The organism is Phytoactinopolyspora endophytica, from assembly GCF_004138495.1.
GTDB lineage: Bacteria > Actinomycetota > Actinomycetes > Jiangellales > Jiangellaceae > Phytoactinopolyspora > Phytoactinopolyspora endophytica.
The window spans coordinates 6,953-18,811 of the sequence record NZ_ML142871.1; the positions used below are offsets into that span (position 1 = coordinate 6,953).

Consider the following 11,859-nt stretch of genomic DNA (forward strand, 5'->3'; position numbering starts at 1 on the left):
GCAGCCATCCGAGCGGGTGGCCTGGAAGGTCGTCGAGGGTCCGGAGGAGTGGATCGGGACGACGATCGACTGGAATCTCCGCCAGGACGGCGATTACACGATCGTACTGTTCAAGCATCAGGGCTGGAAGGAGCCGGTGGAGTTCATGCACCACTGCAGCACCAAGTGGGCGACCTACCTGATGAGCCTCAAGTCGCTCGTCGAGACCGGCAAAGGTGCGCCGTCTCCGCAGGACGTGCGGGTAGCCTTCCCGGACTGACCGCAGACCGCTCTGCCGTCGCCAGTTCGCTCCTGTTCCATCATGTGAATCGCCCTCTCGACACCGTCGAGCGAATCGGGCAGTCTCGCTATATGAGTCAAAATGTCTCGCATAGTGACACGCGTCGCCGGTACACCCACGGCCACGAACAAGCTACTTTGGCATCTCACGGGGCCAGGACGGCCGCCAACTCGGCGGCGTTTCTCCTCCCCGTGTTGGACCAGGGCATGAGTTTGCTCGACGTCGGGTGCGGCCCGGGGACGATCACACTCGATCTCGCGGAGCTCGTCGCGCCGGGGACTGTGGTGGGAATCGAGAACGTCGAAGAGCCCCTGAAAGCCGCCAGGGCGGCCGCGGAGCGACGCGGGGACAGCCGGACCAGGTTCCAGGTGGGGGATGCGACGGACCTGCCGTTCGAGGATGACAGCTTCGACGTTGTGCATGCCCATCAGGTACTCCAGCACCTCACGGATCCGGTCCGTGCGCTTAAGGAGATGGCCCGGGTTTGCAAGCCTGGTGGGTGGATCGCTGCGCGTGACGCCGACTACGCGGCGATGACGTGGTACCCCGAGGTGCCCGAACTCGACGAGTGGCGCCGTGTCTATCGAGCGGTCGCCCGAGCGAATGGTGCCGAGCCAGACGCTGCGCGCCGGATGCGGGCGTGGGCCACCGAGGCCGGGCTGACTGGCGCTCGGTACACCGCCAGCGTGTGGAACTACGCTGACGCCGAGATCTGCCACTGGTGGGGCTACAGCCAGGCAGATCGCCATGTCGGGCAAACCTTCGCCAACCAGGCGGCCGAGCAGGGCGTCACCGTCGCCGACCTCGACCGGATCGCAGCCGGGTGGCGTACCTGGGGTGATGCGCCGGATGCCTGGTTCGCCATCCTCCACGGTGAACTGCTCGCGCAAGCGCCACATCAGAGTTAGTTGACATAATGTACATTATCGGCGTTATGCGGAACTGCGCCGACCGGCTCGTACAGATCCTTGCCGACGGCGGTGCGACGCCGTCCCGCATTGCCAGCCAACCAGGACGGACGTTGCGCCATGACGGTCAGGGGCGCGCCGGGTAATGCAGCGAAGCGAGCAGTTGGCTGTGCAGCATGGCGTTCGAATACAGGCCGCCGCCCTGATCGCTCGCACGTCCACCGGTTCGGTCAGTGAAACGGCCGCCGGCTTCCTCGACAAGGAGAACCCATGGCGCGTGATCCCATTTGTGGTAGCGCTCGACCAAGAAGGCATCGATCTCGCCGCGAACGAGCTCGACCAGCGGTAGAGGGCTCGCCGGTGCGCGAGCTGCACTCGGTGGGAGGCGAGCTCTGGACTCGTCGTCCAGAGCATCAAGCACGGCATCAGCGAGCGTCGACGTCGTACTGACCTTGAGACGCCGCGTCTTGCTCTCCTCGCGTGGCCAGGACGACTCGAATGAACCGCCACCTCGGGTCGCCCACCAGCAGCGCCGCAGCGCAGGAGACGTGACGAGCGCGACCTCCGTGGTCCCTTGAACCTCCAGAGCAATGTGGATTCGCCAGTTCGGATCACCCCGGCTGAAGAACCCGGTGCCATCGATCGGATCGAGGATCCAGACCCGATCGGACTCACCGAGCTGACCGAACTCCTCGCCGAGGAACGCGTCTTCGGGCCATGCCTCAGACAGCGTCTCCCGCAGCAAGCGCTCAACCGCCCGGTCGGCCTCGGTGACCGGCGTGCCGTCGGCCTTCAGCGTTGCGGAAACGCCAGCCTCGAAGTGAGCGAGCGCGAGTTTCGCCGCCAGGTCCGCGGTGTCGAACGCGAGTTGGAGATCGTCAACGCTGTCCATCGCGGCTGACGCTATCAGCCCAGTCCCCTGCTCCTCGTTCGACAGACCGGTCAGGAATCGAGAAGCCTCCGTGACCGAGCCGCACCTAGTGTGACCTCCAAAGACATCACGTTGACTCAATGGAGGTAGACATGACGAGGAATCAGCAGGCTGACAAGCGCGGAGGGCGCAAGCCCGGCACACCCGGGGCATTCTCACGGTGGATGCAGCGGACGATGAACGCTCGTACGAACCGAAAGATCCGACGTGGCCGCGGCACGTTCATGGGCATGGACGTACTGATCCTGAACACGGTGGGTCGCCGAAGCGGACAGCCGCGGGAGACGCCCCTGGCGTGGTTCGCCGACGGCGAGGATGCCTGGCTGGTCGTCGCCTCAGGCGGTGGGAGCCACAGTCCGGCCTGGCACGTCAATTTGATGACGCACCCCGACCAGGCATCGATCGAACTGCCCGGCCGCGATGCCACGCCGGTGACGCCGCACCAGCTCGACGGCACCGACCGTGAGCAGGCATGGCAGCTCATCGCCGCCTCCCAGCCCCGCATCGCGAAGTACCAAAGCAAATCTGACCGGGAGTACCCGGTGATCCGACTCACACCGCGGTGACTGCGTACACCGTGGTGGCTAGTGTGCCCTCATGACGACAACTTCCAGTGGCCCTTCCCCGTCGACTCGCCAGGAGTTCGCGGGTTCGGCAGTGTCGGCCACGCCCGCCGCGGACCGTTACCAGGCGGAGGCCCATTTCACCTCGTTGCTGGCCTTCGAGACGGACTGCTGGGATGTGCACGACGCCATCAGCCGTGACGTTCGTGACTTCGTCCTGCTCGACGTCCGCAGTCCGGAGCTCTTCGCCGCCGGGCACCTTCCCGGTGCTCTGAGCCTGCCCCACGGACGGATCGTCGAGCGGAACCTTGCGACATACCCGGCGGACACGTTGTTCGTCGTCTATTGCGCCGGGCCGCACTGCAATGGTGCTGACAAAGCTGCCGTGCGGCTCGCGCGGCTCGGCCGGCCTGTGAAGAAGATGATCGGTGGTGTCACGGGCTGGCTCGACGAGGGGTTCGAGCTAGTTCGATCGTGAGGTGTCGTTAGACGTCAGTCATTCACCCCAGTCGTCAAACGACCAAGCGGGTTCGACCATCTCGGTGCCGCCGGGACCGATCTGTACGATCTCGTTCCCGTGCCGCTCGATGGGTCTCACCAGCCAGCTGTGGTTCTGTGCGTTCCAGGTCAACACGTACTCCGTGTCCCGGCGCAACATTTGCTACCCTCCCGTATCCCCCGTCGCATCGTGTGGCGACGGACACTCCACTAGCGATGCTCGCCCCACGCCGCCTGCGCTGCAACGCAACGTGAACCTGCATTCTGGCATCGTGCCAGGTCAACGAGATGTTGTTGACCGGTACTGCGAAGAAATGTCCGTTCAGTCGGTATCTGATACCAACCGAACGGATGAGCCTCAGGCAGGAAACACGTCGTGGTTCGCAGACTCGGTAGGCGGCCGGGCCATCATCCGACTCCCCCGGCATTCGCCGGTGTCGAGGCTGGGCCGCTGTAGGCGACGGCGGCGATCGGCGTGAGCTCTTGACATCAACATTTGTTGAGGTTTTAGCGTGAGGAGAAACTGCCGAGAAATGACGAGAAGAGAGACTGAGCATGTCTGATGCACCCAGCACAGCAGCGACGCCAGACGGATCCGAAGCGCCCCAGTCCGTTCCCGGCGCCGACCGGATCACGGCGTTCGGCGATTTCCTCGTCCAGATCCACGGATGGTTGCGTGAGGAACTGGAGACGGTACGACATGAGGTCGACGAGTTCGTGGCCGGACACGGCGCGCCCCCGGAGACCGGCCGCACTCCCCCGACCCTCACCCTCGAACTGCGTAAGCACTGCTTGCAGTTCTGTGAAGGTCTGCACCACCACCACTCCGGTGAGGACTCGCTGCTCTTCCCGGCGCTGAGAGAAGACTTCCCCGAGCTGGCGCCGACGATCGCCAGACTTCAGGAGCAGCACGTCACCATCGGCAAGCTCCTCGAAGAGTTCGAGTCGGTCCTTTCAGAGGTCGACAGCACGGAACCGGCACGCGTGCAGTCAGAGCTGGCGCGGCTGTCATCCGAGCTCGAGGCCCATCTTGACAACGAGGAGTCACAACTGGTGGAGGCGATGAACTCGATGCCACAGGAGCGGGTGGACGCGCTCATAGCGGCCTCCGCCGCCGACGACGAGAGCTAGTCTCCGCCTCGACATCCTTAAGATGCCGGGACGCTCAGGACTGGTCCCGGTACTTCGGGACGTCGGGTGCCTCATCCAAATCGGCAAGGTCGTGACCAGGGGCGTCCGAGCTGACACCCATCCCGCTGACCGGCCGCTGTGTGTGCACGAGGCCGTCTTGCGCTTCCTGTTCCCGCAGCGCCTGGTCGGTGGTCCGCTCCCGGTCGATCTCCCGGGGATCTTCACCCGCCGTCGGCTGTTCCTTGGTTCGCCGGTCTTCAGCCATGTCAGACCACATACCCCGATTCACGACGACGAGACGTACGAGACGCATCGGGCCCGCGACAGATTTCCGGCCAGTGCCAGTCCGGTTCCGGATCGCGCACGACCGGCAATTCGATGTCTCCGGCTAGTGGAGACGTCGTAGGATCAGGAAGTCGTTGCGAACCAAGGGGTGTCACGTGCTGGCCGCACATCGTCGCGAGCTCATCCTGGACACGGTGCGTAGCCGGGGAACGGTGCGCCTGCGTGATCTCACGGACGAGCTCGACGTGTCCATTGCCACCGTGCGCCGGGACGTCACGGCGCTCGCCCAGCGAGGCCTGCTGTCCCGGGTCCACGGCGCGATCAAGCCCACGCACGATGCGAACAATGACCAGGGCAGGGCCAAGGCGGACCGGCAGCTTGCCTCGGAGGCTGCCACTGGCCCCGGCGCCGGGCTGACGTTGGGCATGCTCGTCCCGTCGACGACGTATTATTATCCCGAGGTGATCCGCGGCGCCCGCGCCGCGGCGGCGCAGCTGGGAGCGCGCCTGATTCTGGGCATCTCGTACTACAACCCGGACGCCGACCGGCAGCGCGTCGAGGAACTTCTGGCCAGCCACGTCGATGGTCTTCTCGTCACGATCAGCGACCAGATCGGCGCCTCGCGCTCACCGCTGGACTGGCTCAGATCGCTGGATGTGCCCACGGTGCTCGTGGAGCGACCCGCCGCGCTCAATACCGGACTCGAGCATCTGGACGCGGTCTACTCGGACCACGTCTACGGTGCCTGCCTCGGAATCCGGCATCTGGCATCGCTCGGTCACCGGGCTATCACGTTGGTGACACGGCGAGACAGCCCGAACAGAACCCTGATCGAAGAGGGGTATCGCACCGGCATGCGCGAGATGGGCACTCAGCCGACCGAGCCTGTGACGACGCCGCACCCCGAGGAACATCTGGCCGAGTTCGACGAGGCGATACGCGGCGTGACCGACGACGTCGCCCGCGGGCGGATCAGCGCACTGCTGGTCCACAATGACCAGGACGCCATCGTCTTGATGCAACGGCTGCACGCGACCGGTGTCCGGGTCCCGGACGACGTGGCCATGGTCGCATATGACGACGAGGTGGCAGGGATCATCGACACTCCGCTCACCGCCATCGCTCCCCCGAAGCACGATGTCGGGGACATCGCCGTAGAGCTGCTAATCGCTCGACTCGCTCACGCCGACGAGCGAGCGGGCCGACACATCATGCTGCATCCGGAGCTGCGCATCCGCGAATCGTGCGGCGGCGCCCGGCGCATCGCTTCGCTCTCGTAATCAACGCAGGTCAGTCGGCGTCTGTGCGAGTACAAGGTGACCGGGAACGTTCGTCTAAACGGCCTTAGCGACGACTGTGTGGACGGCACGTTACGGGTCTGTAACCACATTCATTGGCTTACCCCCTAGACAGCCGCCAATTTATGAGTGAATGATGCGTTAACGCTCACATCGCTCACAGGAGGTGCACATGCACCAGCAGCGCCCACAGACTCTCGTCGCGATGGGTCACGGCATCGCGGAGCGGGTGCTGACCGGTGCGGTCGTCGACCGGCTCGTGGAGGTCGCTGATGTCGACCCCGCATTGGTCGCCAGCGACTTCGACACGCACCAGGTGCGTAAGGCGCTGGCCAGAGCCGAGGTCCTGCTGACGTCGTGGGGCTGTCCCCCGTTGACCGAAGAGGTACTCTCTGAAGCTCCTCGGCTGCGGGCCGTGGTGCACGCCGCCGGCACGGTGAAGATGCACGTCACGGACGCATGCTGGGACCGGGGCATCCGGGTCTCCTCGGCGGCGACGGCGAACGCGATGCCGGTGGCCGAATACACGGTGGCCGCCGTGCTCTGGGCGAACAAGCGGGTCCTGGAGATCGGCGCCGAGTATCAGCGCAGCCGCACGTTCATCGACTGGGGCGGAGCGAATCCGGACCTGGGCAACTACGGAAAGACGGTCGGAGTCGTGGGTGCGTCCCGGGTGGGACGTCGGGTGATGGAGCTGCTGCGCCACTTCGACCTGCGGGTTCTGCTGGCTGACCCGTACGTCCACGGCGAGGAGGGCGCCGCCTACGGAGCAAGCGTGGTGCCGTTGGACGAGCTGCTGGCGGCCAGCGATGTGGTCAGCGTGCACGCACCGGACATCCCGTCCACCCGGCACCTGATCGACGCGGATGGCCTGGCCGGGATGCGCGACGGATCGGTCCTGATCAACACAGCCCGGCCTGCGGTGATCGATCAGCAAGCGCTTACCAATGAACTGGTCTCGGGCCGTCTGAGCGCGATTCTCGATGTCACCAGCCCGGAGCCGCTGCCGCCCGATTCCATCCTCTACGACCTGCCGAACGTCTTTCTGACCCCGCACGTCGCCGGTTCGCTCGGCGGCGAGTTGGCGCGGATCGCCGAGACGGCGGTCGACGAGCTTGAGCGCTATTCGCTCGGGCTTCCGTTCGTGCACGAAGTCAAGCCGGAAGAACTCGAACGGTCGGCCTGACCTGCCGGAACAGCGGCCACACCGACCAGAAAACGATTCACACGCCACACAGGGACAAGGAGGCCCCAGATGACCACCACGAACGGCAGAAGGCTATGGACACGACGGGACATGCTGCGGGTAGGCGGGGGTGGTGCCGTTCTGGCCACCATGTCGCTGGCCGGTTGCTCCGGGTCGGACGGCTCGGACGATGACGATGGAGGGGGCGCGCAGGAGCCGGATCCGGATCGCCCGTTGGAGGCGCCCTCGCTGACCGAGCAGGTGGAAGCCGGCGATCTGCCTCCGTTGGAGGAGCGTTTGCCAGTGGAGGCGGATCGTCTCGTTGTCGACGCACCGGAGCTGGGAACGTATGGCGGCACCTACCACGGTGCAGTACTCGGGCAGGGCGACGAGCCCTGGCTCGACCGGTTGATGGGATACGAACCGATGCTTCGCGTTGACCCTCAACTCGATGAGATCGGCCCCGGGGTTTTCAAGGAGATCGCCGTCAACGACGAAGGCACCGAGTTCACCCTCCACATGCGCGAGGGCATGCGCTGGTCCGATGGCGAACCGTTCACGGCCGACGACGTCGTGTTCGCGCTGGAAGACGTGTTCCTCAACACGGACATCAACCCGACACCGCCCGCTGAGGTCACCGTCGACGGCGAGCCCGCCACCGCAGAGCGCGTCGATGACTATACCGTCCGGCTCACCTTCCCTGGACCGAACGGACGCTTCTACGAGACGGCGTCCCGGGCATCCGTGCAATGGGCACCGAACCTCGTCTACTTCCCCAAGCATTACCTGCAGGAGTTCCTACCCACCTACAACCCCGACGCTGAGCAGCTGGCAGAGGACGCCGGCTTCGGCGACTGGACGGAGTACTGGGAGGAAGACCGGATCATTCCGTGGATCAACCCTGAGAAGCCAGTCTTGAACCCGTGGGTGATCACCGATCCGATCAACGTGGGTAACGTCACTGTCGCAGAGCGCAACCCGTACTACTGGAAGGTTGACGCTGGTGGCGCGCAGCTCCCCTACATCGACCGCATGGAGTTCGAGGTCGTGCAGGAGGAGGAGGTGATGCTCCTCAAGGGTGTCAACGGTGAGCTGGACTTCCACACGAGGCATTTCAACACCGACGCGAACAAGCCGGTGCTGGCCGAAGGACGCGAGGAGGGCGACTACGACTTCGTCACTGTCGAGAGCACCTCGATGAACCGGATGATCATCTCGCTGAACATGGCTCACAAGGACGAGGAGCTGGCCGAGATCTTCCAGAACAAGGACTTCCGGATCGGGCTGTCGCATGCGATCGATCGCCAGGACATCATCGACACCGTCTACCAGCGTCAGGGCGAGCCGTGGCAGGCCGCGCCGCATCCGGACTCGGAGTTCTACGACGAGGAGTTCGCGAAGCAGTACACCGAGTACGACGTCGACCTGGCCAATGAGCACCTGGACGCGGCAGGGCTGACCGAGACCGACGGCAACGGGTTCCGGCTACGTCCGAACGGCGAGCGGCTACGGTTCTCCATCGACGTCACGACGCTGTTCCCGGAGTGGGCGAACGCGGCCGACCTGGTCACGCAGTACTGGGCCGAGGTGGGCGTCGATGCGCAGGTGAACCCGATCGAGCGGACTTTGTTCTACGAACGAAAAGACCCCGAAACCAACGAGCACGATGCCAACATCTGGGCGGGCGACGGCGGTCTGAAGGTCGAGATGCTGGAGACACGCTGGTGGTTCCCCAGTGGCAACGAGTCCGCCTACGCCACACCCTGGGGAGACTACTTCGAAAGTCGCGGTGAAGGCGAGGCCTCCCAGGAACCGCCTGCCGAGACCATACGACAAATGGAGCTGCGATGGGAGATGTGGCGCGAGCCCGACCTTGAAGTTCAGAAGGAACTGTTCCGGGAGATTCTGCAGATCGCCAAGGAGCAGTTCTACGTGATCGGGATCGCCCTGCCCACCGACGGTTACGGCATCGCCAAGAACAACCTGCGCAACGTCGTCGAGAGCTTCCCGGACTCATGGCTGTATGTGACCCCGGGACCGATCAACATCCCGACGATGTTCTTCGCCGACTGACGAGGTGACAACCCCAGTCCTGGTCAACCTCACGTGGAAGGCGGTGCGTGCAGATGCTCCGATATGTCGGGCGGCGGTTGCTGATTCTGATTCCGACGCTGTGGGCGATCTCGATCGTGACGTTCATCGTGATCCAGCTTCCGCCGGGTGACTACCTGACGACGGTGCGAGCGCGCCTGTCGGCGCAGAGTGACGGGAGCCTGGGAGCGCAGGAGCTGGCCCGGCTCACCGAGCGTTACGGCCTGGATGAGCCGGTGCTGGTGCAGTACTGGAAGTGGATCACCAACATCATCCTGCGGGGTGATTTCGGGGCCTCGTTCGACTTCGGCCGCCCGGTCAGCGAGTTGCTGGCCGAGCGGCTGCCGTTGACGATCGCGTTGTCGGTACTGACGTTGTTGTTCATCTGGGCGGTGTCGTTCCCGATCGGGGTGTACTCGGCGATGCGCCAGTACTCGGTCGGTGACTACTCGTTCACCTTCCTCGGCTACCTCGGGTTGGCGATCCCGAACTTCCTGATCGCACTCGTACTGATGTGGGTGAGTCTGCGTTACTTCGGGATGAGTGTGGGCGGGTTGTTCTCCCCGGAGTATCGCGACGCGCCGTGGAGTCTGGCCAAGTTCGGCGACATGCTGTCTCATCTGTGGATCCCGGTGGTGATCTGGGGCACTGCCGGCACCGCGGCGAACATCCGGGTACTACGCGCCAACCTGCTGGATGAGTTGCGCAAGCCCTACGTGGTCGCAGCCCGGGCACGTGGGATGAAGAGACACTGGATGACGATCAAGTACCCGGTGCGGGTGGCGATGAACCCGTTCTTCTCCACCATCGGCTGGATCCTGCCCGGGCTCATCGCCGCGGACGCCATCACCTCGCAGGTGCTCAACCTGAACACCACGGGGCCGCTGCTGTTGCGGTCCCTGCTGGCCCAGGACATGTATCTGGCCGGCTCGATCCTGCTGATCAGCGCGGTACTCGTGGTGATCGGCACCCTGATCTCGGACCTGGCGCTGGCCTGGCTGGATCCACGCGTGCGGCTGCGGTACTGAGGAGGCGAGAATGACACAACCATTCACCACTGGTCCGCAGCCGTCCGAGCCGCTCGGTGGCGCCGCCATCACCCAGCAGGCCGACAGCGACAACAACAACGACGCCGAGCAGGAACTGGCGCTGGCCTCGCAGTGGAAGCTGGTCTGGTGGGGCTTCAAACGCCACCGCCTGGCGCTGGTCTGCGGGTTCATCACCCTGTTCATCTACCTGGTCGCCGTGTTCGCACCGTTCTTGGCGCCGTACTCGTCGTCGTTCCACAACTCCGACTACACCTACGCTCCCCCGCAGGTGCCGAGCCTGTTCGACGACGGCTCGCTGAGCCCACACGTCAACGGCTACGGCTATGAACAAGACCCCGAGACCCTCGCCCTCACCTTCACCGTCGACGAGGACCAGACAGTCCCGATCGGGTTCTTCGTCAAAGGCGAAGAATACGAGTTGTTCGGTTTCATCCCCTGGGACCGGCATCTGATCGGCCCGAAAGACTACGACGGCGAACCGATGTATCTGCTCGGAGCCGACTCCAACGGCCGCGACCTGCTCTCACGCATCATCCACGGCACCACCATCTCGATGTCCATCGGCCTGGTCGGCGTGCTGTTCTCACTGCTGCTCGGAGTGGTCCTCGGCGGCATCTCCGGCTACTTCGGCGGCAAGGTCGACAACGCCATCCAACGCCTGATCGAGTTCATCATCGCCATCCCCACCATCCCCCTGTGGATGGCGCTGTTTGCCGCCGTACCCGCGGGCTGGAGCCCGATCCAGCGCTACTTCGCCCTCACCGTGGTCATCTCACTCGTCGGCTGGGTCGGTATGGCCCGCGAAGTCCGCGGGAAATTCTTCGCCGTACGCGGCGACGACTACGTCACCGCCGCCATCGCCGACGGTGCTAGCCAGCCCCGGGTGATGTTCCGGCACATGCTGCCCTCATTCACCAGCCACATCATCGCCAACCTGTCGTTGTCGATCCCCACCATCATCCTCGCTGAAACCGCGTTGTCCTTCATCGGACTCGGGCTACAAACCCCCACCGTCAGCTGGGGCGTGCTGCTCCAAGAAGCACAGAACATACGCGCGGTCTCCACCGCACCCTGGATCCTCATCCCCGGATTGGCCGTCGTATTCACCGTGCTCTCCATGAACTTCTTCGGCGACGGACTACGCGACGCCGCCGACCCCTACAAGAACTGACCACCAACCCTCGCGGACAAGGGACGTTGCCGACATGGACACCGACATGGACATGGGGACCGACCCAGGCCAGGGCACAGACGCCGCCGGCACCGGAACAACACCAGGGACCCGTGAATCCCAGGGCCAAGGCGAGCATGGCAAGCCGTTGCTGCAGGTGCAAGGGCTGCACACCCATTTCTCCACCCCGGACGGCATCGTCAAGGCCGTCGACGGCGTCGACCTCACCGTCCACGCCGGACGGACGCTGTGCGTCGTCGGAGAATCCGGATGCGGCAAATCGATCACCGCCCGCTCGATCCTGCAACTCATCGATCCACCCGGACAGATCGTCGACGGGCAGATCCACTGGCGCACCAACGGTGACGCACCCGTAGACCTGACCGCGGTCGATCCCGACGGCCCGGAGATCCGCCGGGTCCGCGGCGGCGAGATCGGCATGGTCTTCCAAGAACCCATGGCTTCCCT

The 11,859-nt window shown here is 64.6% G+C and carries 14 protein-coding genes; 11 read left to right on the forward strand and 3 right to left on the reverse strand.

The annotated features are described in order from the left end of the window. Positions 1–259: SRPBCC family protein (locus ELR45_RS39665; RefSeq protein WP_205857558.1), on the forward strand; the 259-nt coding region annotated here is incomplete at its 5' end. A 92-nt stretch (positions 260–351) separates the two neighbouring features. Next, the gene (locus tag ELR45_RS30095) at positions 352–1,188 is read left to right on the forward strand and encodes a class I SAM-dependent methyltransferase (RefSeq protein ID WP_129669588.1); all 837 of its coding nucleotides are present in this window, start codon (positions 352–354) and stop codon (positions 1,186–1,188) included. A 127-nt stretch (positions 1,189–1,315) separates the two neighbouring features. Here ELR45_RS30095 and ELR45_RS30100 read toward each other — a convergent pair whose 3' ends face one another. Continuing rightward, positions 1,316–2,080 carry an inositol monophosphatase family protein gene (locus ELR45_RS30100; RefSeq protein ID WP_165368238.1) on the reverse strand — a complete coding sequence of 255 codons (765 nt, stop codon included), beginning with the start codon at positions 2,078–2,080 and terminating at the stop codon, positions 1,316–1,318. A gap of 131 nt (positions 2,081–2,211) precedes the next feature. On the opposite strand from ELR45_RS30100, the gene ELR45_RS30105 reads away from it, so the two are divergent. Together ELR45_RS30105 and ELR45_RS30110 are read left to right on the forward strand one after the other, a co-directional pair. Continuing rightward, positions 2,212–2,685 carry a nitroreductase/quinone reductase family protein gene (locus tag ELR45_RS30105; RefSeq protein WP_129669590.1) on the forward strand — a complete coding sequence of 158 codons (474 nt, stop codon included), beginning with the start codon at positions 2,212–2,214 and terminating at the stop codon, positions 2,683–2,685. A gap of 31 nt (positions 2,686–2,716) precedes the next feature. Then, positions 2,717–3,160 carry a rhodanese-like domain-containing protein gene (locus tag ELR45_RS30110; protein WP_129669591.1) on the forward strand — a complete coding sequence of 148 codons (444 nt, stop codon included), beginning with the start codon at positions 2,717–2,719 and terminating at the stop codon, positions 3,158–3,160. 18 nt (positions 3,161–3,178) lie between these two features. Here ELR45_RS30110 and ELR45_RS36055 read toward each other — a convergent pair whose 3' ends face one another. Further along, positions 3,179–3,340: a hypothetical protein gene (locus tag ELR45_RS36055; protein ID WP_165368239.1), complete on the reverse strand. Its 162-nt coding sequence runs from the start codon at positions 3,338–3,340 to the stop codon at positions 3,179–3,181. A 395-nt stretch (positions 3,341–3,735) separates the two neighbouring features. On the opposite strand from ELR45_RS36055, the gene ELR45_RS30115 reads away from it, so the two are divergent. Further along, positions 3,736–4,311, forward strand: coding sequence for a hemerythrin domain-containing protein (locus ELR45_RS30115; RefSeq protein ID WP_129669592.1), 576 nt, complete (start codon positions 3,736–3,738; stop codon positions 4,309–4,311). Between the two features lie 34 nt (positions 4,312–4,345). Here ELR45_RS30115 and ELR45_RS30120 read toward each other — a convergent pair whose 3' ends face one another. Continuing rightward, entirely contained in the window at positions 4,346–4,576 is a 231-nt protein-coding gene (locus ELR45_RS30120) for a hypothetical protein (RefSeq protein ID WP_129669593.1), read from the reverse strand. 175 nt (positions 4,577–4,751) lie between these two features. Between ELR45_RS30120 and ELR45_RS30125 the strand changes: the two genes are divergently transcribed. The 6 genes from ELR45_RS30125 to ELR45_RS39670 all read left to right on the forward strand — a co-directional run. Continuing rightward, on the forward strand, positions 4,752–5,876 hold the full coding sequence (locus tag ELR45_RS30125) for a LacI family DNA-binding transcriptional regulator (protein WP_129669594.1): 1,125 nt from the start codon (positions 4,752–4,754) through the stop codon (positions 5,874–5,876). A 190-nt stretch (positions 5,877–6,066) separates the two neighbouring features. Then, on the forward strand, positions 6,067–7,080 hold the full coding sequence (locus tag ELR45_RS30130) for a hydroxyacid dehydrogenase (protein WP_129669595.1): 1,014 nt from the start codon (positions 6,067–6,069) through the stop codon (positions 7,078–7,080). Between the two features lie 69 nt (positions 7,081–7,149). Next, positions 7,150–9,153, forward strand: coding sequence for an ABC transporter substrate-binding protein (locus ELR45_RS30135; protein WP_129669596.1), 2,004 nt, complete (start codon positions 7,150–7,152; stop codon positions 9,151–9,153). Positions 9,154–9,206: 53 nt separating this feature from the next. After that, complete coding sequence (locus tag ELR45_RS30140) at positions 9,207–10,199, forward strand: ABC transporter permease (RefSeq protein WP_129669597.1); 993 nt, start codon at positions 9,207–9,209, stop codon at positions 10,197–10,199. A 10-nt stretch (positions 10,200–10,209) separates the two neighbouring features. Continuing rightward, entirely contained in the window at positions 10,210–11,391 is a 1,182-nt protein-coding gene (locus ELR45_RS30145; RefSeq protein ID WP_129669598.1) for an ABC transporter permease, read from the forward strand. A 34-nt stretch (positions 11,392–11,425) separates the two neighbouring features. After that, the coding region (locus ELR45_RS39670; protein ID WP_205857560.1) for an ATP-binding cassette domain-containing protein at positions 11,426–11,859 on the forward strand (434 nt) is incomplete at its 3' end.

Bases quoted from the DNA above. Each gene is read 5' to 3' on its own strand.
- ELR45_RS36055 (WP_165368239.1), bottom strand. From the start codon at position 3,340: ATGTTGCGCCGGGACACGGAGTACGTGTTGACCTGGAACGCACAGAAC.
- ELR45_RS30095 (WP_129669588.1), top strand. From the start codon at position 352: ATGAGTCAAAATGTCTCGCATAGTGACACGCGTCGCCGGTACACCCAC.
- ELR45_RS30130 (WP_129669595.1), top strand. From the start codon at position 6,067: ATGCACCAGCAGCGCCCACAGACTCTCGTCGCGATGGGTCACGGCATC.
- ELR45_RS30105 (WP_129669590.1), top strand. From the start codon at position 2,212: ATGACGAGGAATCAGCAGGCTGACAAGCGCGGAGGGCGCAAGCCCGGC.
- ELR45_RS30100 (WP_165368238.1), bottom strand. From the start codon at position 2,080: ATGGACAGCGTTGACGATCTCCAACTCGCGTTCGACACCGCGGACCTG.
- ELR45_RS30110 (WP_129669591.1), top strand. From the start codon at position 2,717: ATGACGACAACTTCCAGTGGCCCTTCCCCGTCGACTCGCCAGGAGTTC.
- ELR45_RS30140 (WP_129669597.1), top strand. From the start codon at position 9,207: ATGCTCCGATATGTCGGGCGGCGGTTGCTGATTCTGATTCCGACGCTG.
- ELR45_RS30145 (WP_129669598.1), top strand. From the start codon at position 10,210: ATGACACAACCATTCACCACTGGTCCGCAGCCGTCCGAGCCGCTCGGT.
- ELR45_RS30135 (WP_129669596.1), top strand. From the start codon at position 7,150: ATGACCACCACGAACGGCAGAAGGCTATGGACACGACGGGACATGCTG.
- ELR45_RS30115 (WP_129669592.1), top strand. From the start codon at position 3,736: ATGTCTGATGCACCCAGCACAGCAGCGACGCCAGACGGATCCGAAGCG.
- ELR45_RS30120 (WP_129669593.1), bottom strand. From the start codon at position 4,576: ATGGCTGAAGACCGGCGAACCAAGGAACAGCCGACGGCGGGTGAAGAT.